Source organism: Burkholderia stagnalis (genome assembly GCF_902830275.1).
GTDB classification, from domain to species: domain Bacteria; phylum Pseudomonadota; class Gammaproteobacteria; order Burkholderiales; family Burkholderiaceae; genus Burkholderia; species Burkholderia stagnalis.
In genome coordinates this window covers 164,810-181,483 of the sequence record NZ_CADESW010000014.1, presented here as the reverse complement: position 1 = coordinate 181,483, position 16,674 = coordinate 164,810, and the positions used below count along the sequence as shown (strand labels likewise).

At 67.9% G+C, this 16,674-nt stretch carries 17 protein-coding genes; 10 read left to right on the top strand and 7 right to left on the bottom strand.

The window, feature by feature from the left end; translation table 11 throughout:
• Nucleotides 1–303 precede the first annotated feature (303 nt).
• Together HWY45_RS23655 and HWY45_RS23650 are read right to left on the bottom strand one after the other, a co-directional pair.
• On the bottom strand, nucleotides 304–648 hold the full coding sequence (locus HWY45_RS23655) for an MmcQ/YjbR family DNA-binding protein (protein WP_059566637.1): 345 nt from the start codon (nucleotides 646–648) through the stop codon (nucleotides 304–306).
• 67 nt (nucleotides 649–715) lie between these two features.
• Nucleotides 716–2,002 carry an MFS transporter gene (locus HWY45_RS23650; protein ID WP_059880790.1) on the bottom strand — a complete coding sequence of 429 codons (1,287 nt, stop codon included), beginning with the start codon at nucleotides 2,000–2,002 and terminating at the stop codon, nucleotides 716–718.
• Between the two features lie 469 nt (nucleotides 2,003–2,471).
• Between HWY45_RS23650 and HWY45_RS23645 the strand changes: the two genes are divergently transcribed.
• Both HWY45_RS23645 and ettA read left to right on the top strand, forming a co-directional pair.
• Entirely contained in the window at nucleotides 2,472–2,789 is a 318-nt protein-coding gene (locus tag HWY45_RS23645) for a DUF3761 domain-containing protein (RefSeq protein ID WP_414143308.1), read from the top strand.
• A 177-nt stretch (nucleotides 2,790–2,966) separates the two neighbouring features.
• On the top strand, nucleotides 2,967–4,634 hold the full coding sequence (ettA, locus tag HWY45_RS23640) for an energy-dependent translational throttle protein EttA (RefSeq protein ID WP_059566635.1): 1,668 nt from the start codon (nucleotides 2,967–2,969) through the stop codon (nucleotides 4,632–4,634).
• Nucleotides 4,635–4,735: 101 nt separating this feature from the next.
• On the opposite strand, the gene HWY45_RS23635 is transcribed toward ettA, so the two are convergent.
• Genes HWY45_RS23635 through HWY45_RS23620 form a run of 4 tightly spaced genes read right to left on the bottom strand, consistent with a single transcriptional unit; the run spans nucleotide 4,736 to nucleotide 8,052 of the window.
• A complete protein-coding gene (locus tag HWY45_RS23635; protein WP_059880793.1) occupies nucleotides 4,736–5,359 on the bottom strand; it encodes an HAD-IA family hydrolase in 624 nt (207 codons plus the stop codon).
• The gene (locus tag HWY45_RS23630; protein ID WP_059805683.1) at nucleotides 5,356–5,907 is read right to left on the bottom strand and encodes a cysteine hydrolase family protein; all 552 of its coding nucleotides are present in this window, start codon (nucleotides 5,905–5,907) and stop codon (nucleotides 5,356–5,358) included. Before HWY45_RS23630 ends, HWY45_RS23635 begins: the two co-directional genes overlap by 4 nt.
• A gap of 57 nt (nucleotides 5,908–5,964) precedes the next feature.
• Nucleotides 5,965–7,779, bottom strand: a complete 1,815-nt coding sequence (locus HWY45_RS23625; RefSeq protein WP_059880796.1) for an aminopeptidase P family protein — start codon at nucleotides 7,777–7,779, stop codon at nucleotides 5,965–5,967.
• Nucleotides 7,780–7,797: 18 nt separating this feature from the next.
• Entirely contained in the window at nucleotides 7,798–8,052 is a 255-nt protein-coding gene (locus HWY45_RS23620; protein WP_059566631.1) for a hypothetical protein, read from the bottom strand.
• Nucleotides 8,053–8,235: 183 nt separating this feature from the next.
• On the opposite strand from HWY45_RS23620, the gene HWY45_RS23615 reads away from it, so the two are divergent.
• The 7 genes from HWY45_RS23615 (at nucleotide 8,236) to HWY45_RS23585 (ending at nucleotide 14,333) form a co-directional block, all read left to right on the top strand.
• The gene (locus tag HWY45_RS23615; RefSeq protein WP_059805680.1) at nucleotides 8,236–8,997 is read left to right on the top strand and encodes a response regulator transcription factor; all 762 of its coding nucleotides are present in this window, start codon (nucleotides 8,236–8,238) and stop codon (nucleotides 8,995–8,997) included.
• A 26-nt stretch (nucleotides 8,998–9,023) separates the two neighbouring features.
• Nucleotides 9,024–10,322, top strand: coding sequence for a glutamyl-tRNA reductase (hemA, locus tag HWY45_RS23610; protein WP_059880799.1), 1,299 nt, complete (start codon nucleotides 9,024–9,026; stop codon nucleotides 10,320–10,322).
• A gap of 81 nt (nucleotides 10,323–10,403) precedes the next feature.
• Nucleotides 10,404–11,486, top strand: a complete 1,083-nt coding sequence (gene prfA, locus HWY45_RS23605; RefSeq protein ID WP_059566628.1) for a peptide chain release factor 1 — start codon at nucleotides 10,404–10,406, stop codon at nucleotides 11,484–11,486.
• A 7-nt stretch (nucleotides 11,487–11,493) separates the two neighbouring features.
• Nucleotides 11,494–12,336 (top strand): peptide chain release factor N(5)-glutamine methyltransferase, encoded by an 843-nt coding sequence (gene prmC, locus HWY45_RS23600; RefSeq protein WP_059805677.1) that lies wholly within the window; start codon nucleotides 11,494–11,496, stop codon nucleotides 12,334–12,336.
• Between the two features lie 77 nt (nucleotides 12,337–12,413).
• Nucleotides 12,414–12,725 (top strand): Grx4 family monothiol glutaredoxin, encoded by a 312-nt coding sequence (grxD, locus tag HWY45_RS23595; protein WP_011883132.1) that lies wholly within the window; start codon nucleotides 12,414–12,416, stop codon nucleotides 12,723–12,725.
• A gap of 13 nt (nucleotides 12,726–12,738) precedes the next feature.
• Complete coding sequence (locus HWY45_RS23590; RefSeq protein ID WP_059805675.1) at nucleotides 12,739–13,335, top strand: UbiX family flavin prenyltransferase; 597 nt, start codon at nucleotides 12,739–12,741, stop codon at nucleotides 13,333–13,335.
• A gap of 206 nt (nucleotides 13,336–13,541) precedes the next feature.
• Complete coding sequence (locus HWY45_RS23585) at nucleotides 13,542–14,333, top strand: DODA-type extradiol aromatic ring-opening family dioxygenase (protein ID WP_059566625.1); 792 nt, start codon at nucleotides 13,542–13,544, stop codon at nucleotides 14,331–14,333.
• 95 nt (nucleotides 14,334–14,428) lie between these two features.
• Here the strand turns inward: HWY45_RS23585 and HWY45_RS23580 are convergent, their stop codons facing one another.
• Nucleotides 14,429–16,027 carry an APC family permease gene (locus tag HWY45_RS23580; RefSeq protein WP_059566624.1) on the bottom strand — a complete coding sequence of 533 codons (1,599 nt, stop codon included), beginning with the start codon at nucleotides 16,025–16,027 and terminating at the stop codon, nucleotides 14,429–14,431.
• A 421-nt stretch (nucleotides 16,028–16,448) separates the two neighbouring features.
• On the opposite strand from HWY45_RS23580, the gene HWY45_RS23575 reads away from it, so the two are divergent.
• Nucleotides 16,449–16,652 (top strand): cold-shock protein, encoded by a 204-nt coding sequence (locus HWY45_RS23575; RefSeq protein WP_006400508.1) that lies wholly within the window; start codon nucleotides 16,449–16,451, stop codon nucleotides 16,650–16,652.
• Nucleotides 16,653–16,674: the final 22 nt, after the last annotated feature.

The following is a 16,674-nucleotide window of genomic DNA, read 5'->3' as shown; positions in this document are numbered from 1 at the left end:
GCACGCCGGCTCGCGCCGGGGTCGCGGCCGATCGGAACGGTGCGCCACGCAGGTCTGCGAAGCTGCGGTGCGATGCGGCGTACATGTGCCGGCGCATCGCGGCGCCCTGTTCCGTCGGCCGGTGAGTCAACCGCCTTCGAAGCGATGGAGTGTAAGCACCAAACGGTTCGCGACTAAGAACCAATTGATGAATTTCGATGGAACCACTTGTTGCATCGATGCGAATCGATGCAACACACGCGCCATCCGGCAGTGGTCGTTGAACCTGCCGAGCCGCGCAGCGCGCGAGGCGCGCAGCCCGGTTCAGGTCGCGCCGCGGGCCATCTCGTCGCGCCATTTGGCCGGCACGATCGCCAGCCATTCTCGCAGAAGCAGGTTTTTCACGGCGTCGGGAGGCGCGGCCGACAGGCGCACCAGCACGATCGGCCAGCCGAGATAGTGATCGGTCACGTAATACACGTCGGGCGCGGATTCGATCAGCCACGCGCGCTCGTCCGGGCCGACGCCCTTCACGACGAGGGTGTCGCCGTCCTCGCGCAGCCGGGCCAGCAGCTTGCCCTTCACCTTGAGTGCGGGCGTGCCGTACGATGTGCCGTCCTCGACGCCCCGCCATGCCAGCGCGATCTGCCGAACTTCGTCGAATGTCACGCTTCCTCCTCGAACATGCGCCACGTCGCCACGATTCGGCCGCCCTGCCAAAAACCGCGGCGAACGCCTATCCGCCCGCCGCGCGCGCAGCCGCCGGCGCGCGTCCGGTGGTCGCGACGATCGCGAACGCGATCGCATTCGCGGCGGCGCTGGCGAGGATCGGCACGAGATAGCCGCCGCCGGCGTCGTAGATGAAACCTGCGGCGGCCGGCCCGATCAGCGTGCCGAACGCGACGCTCGTGTAGAGCACGCCGATGATCCCGCTCACGTTGCGGCCGCCGAAGTAGTCCATCGCGACGGCCGGCAGCACGGCCACCCAGCCGCCGTAGAACACGCCGAACACGAGTGCGAACGCGGCAAGCGCGGCGAAATCGCCGGCGGTGGCCCATGCGACGAGCGCCACGGCCATCCCGGCGAACATCGCGAGCAGCGACGCGCGGCGGCCGAAGCGGTCGGCCAGGCCGCCGAGAAAGAACCGGCCGGCCGTGCTGCCGACGCCGATCGCGCCCAGCAGCAGCACGGCCGCCGCCGGCTTCACGCCGTGATCGACCGCATACGGCACGAGGTGCACGAACGGTACGAACACGCCGAACGAACACACGAGACAAGCCGCGTAGAGGCTCGCGAACGGCCGCGACGTCACGGCCTCGCGGACGGTCGCGCCGGCCGGTACATGCGCTGCGTGAACGGCGTGCGCCGAACGGCCGTCGTGCGAAGCGCCCGCCGCCGGCGCGTCGGCGGCCCGGCCTCCATCCGGCAGCAGCCCGCGGCCGCGCGGATCGTTCTCGATCAGCAGCGACATCCCCGCACCCACCAGCACCGCCAGCACGGCCAGCGTGAAATACGCGCCGCGCCAGCCGACGTGCGCGATCAGCGCGGACGCGAGCGGCGGCATCACGAGCGTGCCGACCCCGATGCCCGCGACCGCGAGCCCCGACGCGAAGCCACGCCGCCGCACGAACCAGCGCTGCACCGCGCCGACCGCGGGCACGTATGCGCAGCCGATGCCGAGACCGACGCCGAGCCCATACGCGACGTACACCTGCATCAGCGTGCGCGCGGCGCCGGCGGCCGCGAGCCCGGCCGCGGTCAGCAGCATGCCGGCGACGGCCAGCGGCCGCGAGCCCAGCCGATCGGCGAGCGGCCCGCTGACCACGCCGAAGCCGAAATACAGACACCCGGCCAGCGAGAACACGAGCGAGATCTGCCCGCGAGACGCGGCGAAGTCCCGCTGCAGCGATTCGACGAACGCGCTGAACGTGTACGCGCTGCCGAAGCCGACGAACGTCACGGCAAACGCGGCGGCCACCACGTACCAGCCGTAGAAGAGACGCGGCGCGCCCGGGCGGTTCATGACGATGCTCCTCTCAGGTCCGTTCCGGCGCGGCGTCAAGCGCCTGCCGGATTGCCCCATGGATATGGTTGAACGATGTTGATCGCATCCGCCGCCGCTGCGCGGCTATCGCGATGCAACCCGACGGAAGAACGTTACTCGCGCAAGCACGCCGTCTCAAACGATTTTTCGTCGGCCTTTCGCCTTGGAGAAACTCACTAACTGTTCTCCTCCCTAAAGGAAGACGATTTCCACCTCATCGCATGCAACCTCACGTCGCCTCAAAGAGACGTGGGACTTACGCTTGCTCCACGGGCTGACACCCGACGCCGAACGCAAGGGCCGGCACATCGGGTTCGATGCGCGGCGGATCGAGGCTTTCGGCCCGCCGCGAGCGACGTCGCGCCGACGTTCGCACCGCATCGGCTACCATGCTGGCGCGCGCGGCCCGCCGCCGTCGCGCGCCCGATACCAAGCACCGAGAGAGACCATGCCCTTGCCCGCCTTGCGCACCACGGCCGCGATGCGCGTCGCGCGACTGTCGATCGCGCTGCTGATCGCGTGCGCCGCCGCCCCGCACCCCGCGTTCGCCTATCGCGCGCCGCAGACCTACGGCAACGAAGCCGACCTCGACCGCCACGACACCTACCGGAACCGCGACGGCGAAACCGTGCATGCGCCGGCCCGCTCGAAATCGGGCCGCGTCCCCGAGGGCGCGAGCGCGCGCTGCCGCGACGGCACGTACAGTTTCAGCCGCCATCGGCGCGGCACGTGCTCGGGGCACGGCGGCGTCGCCGCGTGGCTCTGACCTTGCGCAACGGCCGCGCCGCGCCAGCGCCGTCCGGCGGCGCAGTACAATAGCCGCTCTCGCCGCCCACACGCGGCGATCCCGCCGCGCGACTCGCGGCATCCTCCGGACCGAATCACCCGACGCCGCGCCGCGAACCCGCTGCGCGGCGCCTCAACTTCTGACTTTCACACGCACATGGCCCAATACGTTTTCACGATGAACCGGGTCGGCAAGATCGTGCCGCCCAAGCGCCAGATCCTGAAGGACATCTCCCTGTCGTTCTTCCCCGGCGCGAAGATCGGCGTGCTCGGCCTGAACGGCTCGGGCAAGTCGACGCTGATCCGCATCATGGCGGGCGTCGACAAGGACATCGAAGGCGAAGCGACGCCGATGCCGAACCTGAACATCGGCTACCTGCCGCAGGAACCGCAGCTCGACCCGAGCAAGACCGTGCGCGAGGCGGTCGAGGAAGGCCTGGGCGACCTGTTCCAGGCCAACAAGAAGCTCGAAGAGATCTACGCGGCGTATGCCGAGCCGGACGCCGACTTCGACGCGCTCGCCGCCGAGCAGGCGAAGTACGAGGCGATCCTCGCGTCGAGCGACGGCGGCAGCCCCGAGCAGCAGCTCGAAGTGGCCGCCGACGCGCTGCGCCTGCCGGCCTGGGACGCGAAGATCGAACACCTGTCGGGCGGCGAGAAGCGCCGTGTCGCGCTGTGCAAGCTGCTGCTCGAAAAACCCGACATGCTGCTGCTCGACGAACCGACCAACCACCTCGACGCCGAATCGGTCGACTGGCTCGAGCAGTTCCTGGTGCGCTTCCCGGGCACCGTCGTCGCCGTCACGCACGATCGCTACTTCCTCGACAACGCCGCCGAGTGGATTCTCGAGCTCGACCGCGGCCACGGCATCCCGTGGAAGGGCAACTACAGCAGCTGGCTCGACCAGAAGGAAGAGCGCCTGAAGCAGGAAGAAGCGTCGGAATCGGCACGCCAGAAGGCGATCAAGAAGGAACTGGAGTGGGTGCGCCAGAACCCGAAGGGCCGCCAGGCGAAGTCGAAGGCGCGTATCGCGCGCTTCGAGGAGCTGAGCAGCCAGGAATACCAGAAGCGCAACGAGACGCAGGAAATCTTCATTCCGGTCGGCGACCGCCTCGGCAATGAAGTGATCGAGTTCAAGAACGTCAGCAAGGCGTACGGCGATCGCCTGCTGATCGACAACCTGAACTTCAAGATCCCGGCCGGCGCGATCGTCGGCATCATCGGCCCGAACGGCGCCGGCAAGTCGACGCTGTTCCGCATGCTGACGGGCAAGGAGCAGCCGGATTCGGGCGAGATCGTGCGCGGCCCGACGGTGAAGCTCGCGTACGTCGACCAGAGCCGCGACGCGCTCGACGGCTCGAAGACGGTGTTCGAGGAAATCTCCGGCGGCGCCGACGTGCTGACGGTCGGCAAGTACGAAACGCCGTCGCGTGCGTACATCGGCCGCTTCAACTTCAAGGGCGGCGACCAGCAGAAGATCGTCGGCAACCTGTCCGGCGGCGAACGCGGCCGCCTGCACCTCGCGAAGACGCTGATCGCGGGCGGCAACGTGCTGCTGCTCGACGAACCGTCGAACGACCTCGACGTCGAAACGCTGCGTGCGCTGGAAGACGCGCTGCTCGAATTCGCGGGCTCGGTGATGGTGATCTCGCACGACCGCTGGTTCCTCGACCGGATCGCGACGCACATCCTGTCGTTCGAAGGCGATTCGCAGGTCACGTTCTTCGACGGCAACTACCAGGAGTACGAAGCCGACAAGCGCGCGCGCCTCGGCGAGGAAGCCGCGAAGCCGCACCGCCTGCGCTACAAGCCGATCAGCCGCTGACCGGCGCGGCCGCGGCGGCCGGGCCGTCGCGCACATGAAAAAAGCGGGCTCAGTTCATCACTGGCCCGCTTTTTTTCCGTCCGGCGGCGCCCGCCGGCCGCTCAGGCGAGCGCGCCCAGCTCGCGCAGCCGCGCCTCGGTGGCCGCCGCGCTCACGTGATGGATGCCGTGCCAGCCGAGCGCCGTCGCGGCGGCGGCATTCTTCGCGTTGTCGTCGATGAACACGAGCTCGTGCGGCGCGATGCCCGGCAGATGCGGTTCGATGCGCGCATGCATCGCGTGGTAGATCGCCGGATCCGGCTTCACGAGCTTCACGCGGCCCGACACGACGATGTCGCGAAAGCGCCGCAGCACCGCGAACCTGTCCCACGCATACGGAAACGTCTGCGCCGACCAGTTCGTCAGCCCGAACAGCGGCATCCCGGCAGCGTCGAGCCGGTCGACGAGCGCCTCGCCGTCGGCGAGCACGCCGCCGATCATGTCGTGCCAGCGCGCGTAGAACGCGCGGATCAGCGCCTCGTGCTCCGGAAACTGCGCGACGCGCTCGTCGGTGCCTTCGGCGATCGTCTGCCCGCCGTCCTGCCGGATCACCCAGTCCATCCCGCACACGTGCGTGAGGAACCAGCGGCGCTCGGCCTCGTCCGGAATCAGCTGCCTGTACAGGTACTCGGGGCTCCAGTCGATCAGCACCCCGCCGAAATCGAATACGACGGCCTTGATCGTCATGCCAGCTCCGTGGCGAGCACGTCCGCGAGCGGACGCGACGTCACCGCGTTGCCCGACAGCGTGCCGTTTTCCCAGATGAAATGATGATGCGCGACGATCTGCGCGGCCGCGAGATGCGGGCGCTCGTTCGTCGTGTGCAGGTCGGACACGACCGTCGTGCGATAGCCGAGCAGCGCCGCGCGGCGCGCGGTGGCGTCGACGCAGAACTCGGTCGCATAGCCGCAGATCAGCACCGAGCGGATGCCTTCGTCATCCAGCCGCTGCCCGAGCGGCGTGTCCTGGAACGCGTCGCCCACCTGCTTGCGGATACGCCAGTCGCCGGGCTCGACAGCAAGGCTCGCGTGCAGCTCCCAGCCCGCCGTGCCGGGCACGATGTCGTCGTCGGCATCGCCGTCGTGCTGCACGAAGCAGACCGGCACGCCTGCCGCGCGCGCCGCCGCGGTCAGCCGGTTGATGCCGGCCACCACGTCGTCGAGCCGGTAGGCCGGCCGCGTCCGCTGCACCAGCCCGCGCTGCATGTCGATCACGATCACCGCTGTCTTCGCCATCCGTTGCCCTCGGTATTGTTGTCGTTGGTTGTCGTTCGAACGGAAACCGCGCACGCGTCAGATCGGCTGCGTGCGCGCCTCCAGCCATGCCTTCGCGTCGCCGCTCACGTGCCGGCCGACACGTTCGCGCACGGTCGCGTGATACGCGTTGAGCCACGCGCGCTCTTCTTCGTGCAGCATCTCGATCAGCACGCAGCGCGTGTCGATCGGGCACAGCGTGAGCGTCTCGAACGCGAGGAAATCGCCGAACTCGGTCTGCCCCGCGGCGCGGTTCACGACCAGGTTCTCGATCCGGATGCCCCATTTGCCGGGCCGGTACACGCCCGGCTCGATCGACGTGATCATCCCCTCCTCCATCGCCGTGTACGGCTCGGCCGGCGCGTAATGGGAGATCACCTGCGGGCCTTCGTGCACGTTCAGGAAGTAGCCGACGCCGTGGCCGGTGCCGTGCCCGTAGTCGAGCCCGGCCGCCCACATCGGCGCGCGCGCGATTGCATCGAGCATCGGCGAGCGGATGCCGCGCGGGAAGCGTGCGCGCGACAGCGCCATCATCGACTTCAGCACGATCGTGAAATCGCGCCGCTGCAGGTCGCTGACCGTGCCCACCGGCACGACGCGCGTGATGTCGGTCGTCCCGCTCACGTACTGGCCGCCGGAATCGATCAGCAGCAGGCCGTCGCCGGCGATCGTCGCGTGCGATTCGGGCGTCGCGTGGTAATGCGGCATCGCGCCGTTCGCATTGAAGCCGGCGATCGTCGCGAAGCTCGGCGACACATAACCCGGGCGCCGCGTGCGCGCGGCCTGGAGCTGCTCCGCGATCGTCAGCTCGGTGATCGTCTCGCGGTTCACCGCCTGCTCGAACCACGCGAAGAATTCGGCGAGCGCCGCGCCGTCGTGCTCCATCGTCACGCGCACATGCTCGATCTCGGTGGACGTCTTGCGCGATTTCTCGAACGTCGACGGATTGACGGCCTCGATCAGCTTCACGCCCGGCGGCACCGCCTCGAGCGTGCCGTAGGTCACGCGGCGCGGGTCGATCAGCAGCGTCGCGCCGTCGGGCAGCGCCGCGAGCGCCGCGCGCGCGGCGTCGTACGCGCGCACGTCGACGCCGTCCTGCGCGAGCGACGCGGCGAGCGCCGGCGACACCTTGCCGTCGGCGACGAACAGCGTCGCGCGGTCGGCGCCGATCATCGCGTGCGCGACGAATACGGGGTTGAAGTTGACGTCGGCGCCGCGCAGGTTGAATAGCCATGCGAGATCGTCGAGCGTCGACACGAAGTGCCACTGCGCGCCCTGCGCGTGCATCGCGCGGCGCACGTCGGCGAGCTTGCTCGCGCGGGTCGTGTCGGCCTGCGGCGCGACATGCTCGAACACGGCGTCGCCGGGCAGCCCCGGCCGCTCGGGCCAGATCGCGTCGAGCAGGTCGAGATCGGTACGCAGCGCGACGCCGCGCGCGCTCAGCGCGGCCGTCAGCCCGCGTGCGGCCGCGACGCCGAGCACCGCGCCGTCGACGCCGACCGTCGCCCCGGCCGGCACGTTCTGCGCGAGCCAGTCGACATGCGGCGCGCTCTGCTGCCCGCCCGTCATCTTCATCAGCTGCACGCCCGTGCCGGCCAGTTCGGCCTCGGCCTGCACCCAGTAACGGCTGTCGACCCACAGCCCCGCGAAATCCGCGGTCACGACGAGCGTGCCGACCGAGCCCGTGAACCCGGACAGCCAGCGGCGGGCCTGCCAGCGCTCGGGCAGGTATTCGGACAGGTGGGGATCGGCGGACGGCACGAGATACGCGGCCAGGTCCTCGCGGGCCATCGCGCCGCGCAGCAGCGCGATTCGGGCCGGCACCGGCGAGGCTTCGGGGAGACGGGCATTCATGATTTCACCTGAGAGCAATCAGCGACGCGCCGCCAGCGCGACCGTCACCGCCACGGCGAGGAACGCGACGCCGGTGCAGACCGGCCATTCGAGCGTCTCGCCATCGTAAAAGAGTCCTGAGAGATTGCCGGCCATCTTCGCCGCGGCGGCGCCGGCGATGCCGACCAGCACCGCGACCCACCACGCCGGCCGGCCGGCGCGCCGCAGCGGGTGCAAGCCCCGGCCGAGCAGCCCGACGGCCGTTCCCAGAACGACGATTCCAAACCAGTTCATTCGCGCCTTCTATTAATTTCAGATTCGTCCCATAGGCGTGAACGACTCCTGCCGCTAGCATCGATCCATCCATCGAACCTGAGACCTGACATCAGCAGGGTACTTGCCGCGTAACGTTTGAGTGTAGGGGCCGACCCGACGTTATGGCAAGCGCGCACCGGCTGCCGTAAAGAAGAAATTCCCATGCGAATCGCTCTGATCGATCCGGATGCGCGTCACGCCGCGCTCATGAATCGCCTCCTGTTCGCGGGTGGGCACCTTTGCCACCCGTTCTCTTCCAGCGCGCGGTTCTTCGAGTGGCTCGCCACCGACACCTGCGACCTGCTGATCACCGGCGACTGGGCCGGCGACCTGCCCGCCGAGGAAGTCATCCCGCGTGTGCGGACGATCCTGCCGGGCCTGCCCGCGATCGCGGTCATGCGCATGCCGCGCGAAAGCGAGATCGTGTCGTGCCTGCATGCGGGCGCCGACGACTGTCTCGTCAAGCCGGTGAGCGGCCCCGAGCTGCTCGCGCGCGTCAACGCGCTGATGCGGCGCGCGGGCGTCCGCCGCCCGCCCAACCGCTCGCGCGATATGTATGGGGAATACGCGTTCGACGCCACGCACGGCCTCGTGCGCTTCGGCGACGAGGTCGTGGCGCTCACCCCGAAGGAATTCCGCTTCGCGCTGCTGCTGTTCGCGAACCTGTCGCGCCCCGTATCGCGCGCCCATATCCTCGAGACGGTCTGGGCCCGCCGGCGCGACATGAAGTCGCGCACGCTCGACACCCACGCCTCCCGGCTGCGCAGCAAGCTGCGGCTGCTCCCGGAGCACGGATACCGCCTGCTGCCGCTCTACGGCTATGGATACCAGCTCGACCAGGTGCCGATCGAACCCCCGAATCACCGCCCGGCTCTGGCCGACGCCCGATACGCGTCGCGTGAGGAAATCGCCGAAACGCTATAATATGGGGCTAAACGATAGCCCTTGATATGCAACTCCTCACGATCGGAATCAACCACCACACTGCGCCTGTCGCCCTGCGCGAACGCGTGGCGTTTCCGCTCGAACAGATCAAGCCGGCTCTCGCCACGTTCAAGAGCGTGTTCCTCGGGCGCCAGGCGCCCAACGCGCCCGAAGCGGCGATCCTGTCCACCTGCAACCGCACCGAGCTCTATTGCGCGACCGACGACCGTGCGGCGCGCGAGGCAGCGGTGCACTGGCTGTCGGAGTATCACCGGATCCCCGTCGACGAGCTCGCGCCGCATGTCTACGCGCTGCCGCAGTCGGAAGCCGTCCGGCATGCGTTCCGCGTCGCGTCGGGCCTCGACTCGATGGTGCTCGGCGAAACGCAGATCCTCGGCCAGATGAAGGATGCGGTGCGCACCGCGACGGAAGCCGGCGCGCTCGGCACCTACCTGAACCAGCTGTTCCAGCGCACCTTCGCGGTGGCGAAGGAAGTGCGCGGCACGACCGAGATCGGCACGCAGTCGGTGTCGATGGCCGCGGCCGCGGTACGCCTCGCGCAGCGCATCTTCGAAAAAGTGTCGGATCAGCGCGTGCTGTTCATCGGCGCCGGCGAAATGATCGAGCTGTGCGCGACGCACTTCGCCGCGCAAGGCCCGCGCGAGCTGGTCGTCGCGAACCGCACGGCCGAGCGCGGCCAGAAGCTCGCCGAGCGCTTCAACGGCCGCGCGATGCCGCTGTCCGACCTGCCGACCCGCATGCAGGAATTCGACATCATCGTGTCGTGCACGGCGTCGACGCTGCCGATCATCGGCCTCGGCGCGGTCGAGCGCGCGGTGAAGGCGCGCCGCCACCGGCCGATCTTCATGGTCGACCTCGCGGTGCCGCGCGACATCGAGCCCGAAGTCGGCAAGCTGAAGGACGTGTTTCTCTACACCGTCGACGATCTCGGCGCGATCGTGCGCGAAGGCAACGCGTCGCGCCAGGCCGCGGTCGCGCAGGCCGAAACGATCATCGAGACGCGCGTGCAGAATTTCATGCAGTGGCTCGACACGCGCAGCGTCGTGCCGGTGATCCGTCACATGCATACGCAGGCCGATGCGCTGCGCCGCGCCGAACTCGACAAGGCGCAGAAGATGCTCTCCCGCGGCGACGATCCGGCCGCAGTGCTCGAGGCGCTGTCGCAGACGCTGACCAACAAGCTGATCCACGGCCCGACGAGCGCGCTCAACCGTGCGAACGGCGCCGACCGCGATTCGCTGATCGACCTGATGCGCGGCTTCTACCAGCACGCGCCGCGCTCGAACGACCAGTCGGGCCACTAGCGCCGACCGCGCCCGCCCACGCCGGCTCGCGAGCCGGCCTTTCCTTTCCGACATTCCTGCCCGGGAGCGCCGCTCCACACCATGAAGACGAGCATGCAACGCAAGCTCGACCAGCTGTCCATCCGGCTGGCCGAACTGAACGACCTGCTGAGCCGCGAGAACGTCACGGCCGACCTCGACCAGTACCGCAAGCTGACCCGCGAACACGCGGAACTCGACCCGGTGGTCGAGCAGTACGCGCTGTGGCGCCAGTCGCGCAACGACGAGGCCGCGGCGCAGGAGCTGCTCGCCGATGCGTCGATGCGCGACTTCGCGGAGGACGAGATCCGCAGCGCGCGCGAGGGGATGGCCCGTCTCGAGGTCGAGCTGCAGAAGATGCTGCTGCCGAAGGACCCGAACGACGATCGCAACATCTTCCTCGAAATCCGCGCGGGCACCGGCGGCGACGAATCGGCGCTGTTCGCGGGCGACCTGCTGCGCATGTACCTGCGCTTCGCGGAACGCCAGCGCTGGCAGGTCGAGATGATGTCGGAAAGCGCGTCGGATCTCGGCGGCTACAAGGAAGTGATCGTGCGGATCGCGGGCCAGGGCGCGTACTCGCGGCTGAAGTTCGAATCGGGCGGCCATCGCGTGCAGCGCGTGCCGGCGACCGAGACGCAGGGGCGCATCCACACGTCCGCGTGCACGGTCGCGGTGATGCCGGAAGCCGACGAGATCGGCGAGGTCGAGATCAATCCGGCCGACCTGCGGATCGACACGTTCCGCGCGTCCGGCGCGGGCGGCCAGCACATCAACAAGACCGATTCGGCGGTACGCGTCACGCACATCCCGACCGGCATCGTCGTCGAGTGCCAGGACGACCGTTCGCAGCACAAGAACAAGGATCGCGCGCTGAAGGTGCTCGCCGCGCGGATCAAGGACAAGCAGTATCACGAGCAGCACGCGAAGGAAGCCGCGACGCGCAAGAGCCTGATCGGCTCGGGTGACCGCTCCGAGCGGATCCGCACGTACAACTTCCCGCAGGGCCGGATGACCGATCACCGCATCAACCTGACGCTGTACCGGCTCGAGGCGATCATGGACGGCGATCTCGACGAACTGATCGGCGCGCTCGTCAGCGAGCATCAGGCCGAACTGCTCGCGTCGCTCGGCGACGCCGACTGAGGTCGACATGCCCGACACATCCGCCGACGAATTGCTGCGCGCGTCGCCGCTCGACCCGGTCGACGCACGCGTGCTGCTCGCGCACGCGCTCGGCTGGACGCGCACGCAGTTGATCACGCGCGGCGACGAGCCGCTCGACGCGGCCGCGGTCGAACGCTATCGCCAGCTCGAGGCGCGCCGCGTGGCCGGCGAGCCGGTCGCGCAGCTGGTCGGGCTGCGCGAATTCTTCGGACGGCCGTTCGACGTGACGCCCGACGTGCTGATCCCGCGCCCGGAAACCGAATTGCTGGTCGAGGCGGCGCTCGACGCGATCGACGGCATCCCGCATCCGGCGGTGCTCGATCTCGGCACCGGCAGCGGTGCGATCGCGGTGTCGATCGCGGCCGAGCGACCCGACGCGCGCGTGTGGGCGCTCGACCGCTCGCCGGCCGCGCTCGCCGTCGCCGCGCGCAACGGCGCCAAGCTGCTCGACCCGCATCGCCCCGGCGGGCCTTTGCACTGGCTGCTCAGCGACTGGTACGCGGCGCTCGATCCGGCGCTCGCGTTCAATGCCATCGTCAGCAACCCGCCGTACATCGCGCAGCACGACCCGCACCTGGCGCAGGGCGACCTGCGCTTCGAGCCGCGCGGCGCGCTCACCGACGACGCCGACGGCCTGAGCGCGATCCGCACGATCGTCGCGGGCGCCGGCGCGTTCCTGAAACCGCATGGCTCGCTGTGGATCGAGCACGGCTACGACCAGGCCGAAGCCGTACGCGCGCTGCTTGCCGCGCGCGGCTACGTCGCAATCGAATCGCTCGCCGATCTCGCCGCGATCGAGCGCACCACCGGCGGCCGCCTGCCCGGCTGATCCGCGCCGAGGCCCGGCCCGCCGGATTGAAATCCGCTATCATTTCGTTCTAACGCCCCGCAACCGCAAGGTCAGTCATGGACACCCAACAACGTATCAAGCAAATCGTCGACGAAAACCAGGTCGTGCTCTTCATGAAGGGCAACGCGCAATTCCCGATGTGCGGCTTCTCGGGCCGCGCCGTGCAGGTGCTGAAGGCCTGCGGCGTCGACCAGTTCAAGACGGTCAACGTGCTCGAGGATGACGAGATCCGCCAGGGCATCAAGGAATTTTCGAACTGGCCGACGATCCCGCAGCTGTACGTGAAGGGCGAGTTCATCGGCGGCTCGGACATCATGATGGAGATGTACCAGTCGGGCGAGCTGCAGCAACTGTTCGCCGCCGCGTAACACCCCTCCCCCGATGGAACCCCGCAGCGCGCCGCCGCGCCGCCTGATCGTCGCGATCACCGGCGCCACCGGCGCGATCTACGGCGTGCGGCTGCTCGACATGCTGCGCGCCGCCGGCGGCGTCGAAACGCACCTGCTGATTTCGAGCGCCGGCTGGCTGAACATCCAGCATGAACTGAAGCTGTCGAAGGCCGACGTCGAACGCCGCGCGGACGTCGTGCATTCGGTGCGCGACGTCGGCGCGACGATCGCGTCGGGCTCGTTCGCGACCGACGGGATGGTGATCGCGCCGTGCTCGATGAAGACGCTCGCGAGCGTCGCGCACGGCCTGTCCGACAACCTGATCACGCGCGCCGCCGACGTCACGCTGAAGGAGCGCCGCCGGCTCGTGCTGATGGTGCGCGAAACGCCGTTCAATCTCGCGCATCTGCGCAACATGACGGCCGTCACCGAGATGGGCGGCATCGTGTTCCCGCCGCTGCCGGCCTTCTACGCAATGCCGAAGACGATCGAGGAACTCGTCGACCAGACGGTCGCGCGCGTGCTCGACCTGTTCGCGCTCAGCGCCCCGCTGACTGCGCCCTGGGAAGGCATCCGGCACGCGCAGTAACGGCGCGCGCCGCCCCGCAGCCCCCTTCGCACCGCTTCTTCCGGCATCGTCGGCGAATTTCGTCGATTCGTATCGAATCACCCATCCGTGCGCGCTACGCCGACCGATTATCAACATATGCGACCGAATAAAATTCGCCGCACCGAATTTATCAACGGTCAGTGCGAGCCTATAGTCACAGGCAACATCACTTGCAGGCCACCGCCATGAACCGCTTGCCTTCGCTCTACCTGTCCCACGGCGCCCCGACGCTGCCGATCGATCCGACACTGCCGTCGCGCGCATTCACGCACCTCGGCGCCGAGCTGCCGCGCCCGCGCGCGGTGCTGATGCTGTCCGCGCACTGGGGCACGCAGCAGCCGGCCGCGAGCATCGCGCAGCATCCGGAAACGATCCATGACTTCTACGGCTTCCCGCGCGCGCTGTACGAGATCCGCTATCCGGCGCCGGGCGCGCCGGACGTCGCCGAGCGCGCGGCCGGGCTGCTGAATGCCGCCGGCATCGCGGCCCAGACGGTCGAGCACGGCCTCGACCACGGCGCCTGGGTGCCGATGCTGCTGATGTTCCCGGACGCCGACGTGCCGGTCGCGCAGTTGTCGATCCAGCCGCGCGCCGACGCCGCGCATCACTTCGCGCTCGGCCGCGCGCTGCGGCCGCTGCGCGACGAAGGCGTGATGGTGATCGGCTCCGGCCAGATCACGCACAACCTGCGCGCCGCGGATTTCGGCGCCACGCCCGAGGATGCCGACCCGCGCGTCACGGAATTCACCGACTGGTTCGAGGCGAAGCTCGCGGCCCGCGACATCGACGCGCTGCTCGACTATCGCCGCCAGGCGCCGCATGCGGTGCTGATGCACCCGACCGACGAGCACCTGCTGCCGGTGTTCGCCGCGCTCGGCGCCGCGGACGACGATTACCAGCTCGGCATCCAGTCGCTCGGCACCTACCAGCGGGTGCTCGCGATGACGAACTACGTGTTCGGCGGCGCCGCCGCCTGAGCGGCCGCCCAAATGAAAAACCCGTTCGAGCCAGGCTCGAACGGGTTTTTTCTCGCCTCCCGCCGCCGCCGAATCCGGCGGCAGGTCAGGATCCGTCAGGCGCCGACGCCCTCGAGGATCTCGTCGCGCGATTCGCGCTCGTCGAGATACTCGGTGCGGTAGCCGGTGTTCACGCCCCAGAAGTAGAACACCAGCGAGATCGCCGCGACGACGAGCATGTCCCAGCCGTACGGCAGCACGCCGTGGCCGCCGAACTCCTTGCTGCCGATCAGCGACAGCACGGCCATCGTCGGCAGGTACGCGACGAGCCACCACGCGGCCTTCAGGTCGCGGCTCCAGCCGCTCCAGCCCGCCTTGGCCTGGAAGTAGAAGTACACCGGCAGCGCGACGATCATCAGCAGGATGATTTCGCCGGTCAGCGGCCACGTCGCCCAGTACAGGATCAGCGACGCGCAGACGAACGCGAACGGCGCGATCAGCTTCATCAGCGGGATCGACAGCGGACGTTCGATGTCGGTCGCCGCGCGGCGCAGCGCCATCAGGCTGATCGGGCCGGTCAGGTACGAGATCACCGTCGCGACCGAGATCACCGCCGCGAGCGAGCTCCAGCCGCGGAAGAAGAACAGGAAGATGAACGAGACCAGCAGGTTGAACCACATCGCCTGGCGCGGCACGCCGTACAGCGGGTGCACGTTGCCGAACATCTTCGGCATCGTGTTGTTGCGCTCCATCGCATAGATCATGCGGGTGGTCGTCGCCATGTAGGTCGTGCCGGTGCCGCTCGGGCTGACGAACGCGTCGACGTACAGCAGGATCGCGAGCCAGTTCAGGTTCAGCGCGATCGCCAGCTCGGCGAACGGCGACGAGAAGTTGAAGTGCGCCCAGCCCTTCGCGACGTCGGCCGGATTCACCGAGCCGATGTACGCGACCTGCAGCAGCACGTAGATCACGAGCGCGATCAGGATCGACGTGATCACCGCGAACGGCACGCTGCGCGACGGGTTGCGCGCTTCGCCCGCGAGGTTCACCGGGCTCTGGAAGCCGTTGAACGCGAACACGATGCCGCTCGTCGCGACCGCGGTCAGCACCGCCGACCAGCCGTACGGCGCGAAGCTCTCGTTGGTCGCCATGCCGAGGTTGTCGGCATGGAAGCTCGACAGCATCAGGCCGGCGATCGTCAGGCCGGGGATCAGGAACTTGAAGATCGTGATCGCGGTGTTCGCGCGCGCGAACGCCTTCACGCCCCAGTAGTTCAGCAGGAAGTAGATGACGACGAGGACGGCCGACAGCAGCAGGCCCGGCGTGGTCAGCTCGCCGTTCACGAACAGGCTGTGCGCCCATTCATACGGCCAGGTGCTCATGTACTGGATCGATGCCTCGGCCTCGATCGGGATCACCGAGACGATCGCGATCCAGTTCGCCCACGCGCTGATGAAGCCCACCAGCGAACCATGCGAGTAGCGTGCATAGCGCACCATGCCGCCCGATTCGGGGAACATCGCGCCGAGCTCGGCATAGGTCAGTGCAATCGCGAGAATCACCACCGCGCCGATGATCCACGCGCAGATCGCCGCCGGACCGGCGATCTTCGCGGCTTTCCAGGCGCCGAACAGCCAGCCCGAGCCGATAATCGAACCCAGCCCCGTCAGCATCAGTGCAAACGGGCCGATGTTCCGTTGTATAGAACTCTTCACATCCTCTCCTGTGTCTCAAAAAGCGTGGTCGGCTCTCAGCTCGGGATCGGCTCGAACTGCACCGCGCACGCATTCTTGGGGGGACGGATCACTCGATCGGAGCAACCCGGTCCATGCGGCGCGTAGTGTAACGGTTGCACCTCGACATTTGCGCTGAAATCGATCAATCCCTACAAAAAATCCGTGACATCCGCAATGTTTGTAAGCTCTAAATTCGTATTAACCCTGAGACAGTGGAAATACGGTTGACCGGACGATGAATTAGCCGTATAAAGATCCACGCAGGATTTCAAGCGGCGAGTGAATTGGTTCTTTCGTAGTTCGCCCATCAACGGTACTCCGGTTGGTCCCATTACCCCTTCCTTGATTTTTTGCGCCCCATGGGCTTCGGCCCCGTTTTATCTTTTTAGGAACAAGTAACATGGCAACCGGTACCGTCAAGTGGTTCAATGACGCTAAGGGCTTCGGCTTCATCACCCCGGAAGGCGGCGGCGACGATCTGTTCGCGCACTTCTCGGAAATCCGCGTCGAAGGCTTCAAGACGCTGCAAGAAAACCAAAAGGTCGAATTCGAAGTGAAGACGGGCCCGAAGGGTCTGCAAGCTGCGAACATTCGCCCGCTGTAAGTTCAGCGCGAGAATTCGTCTG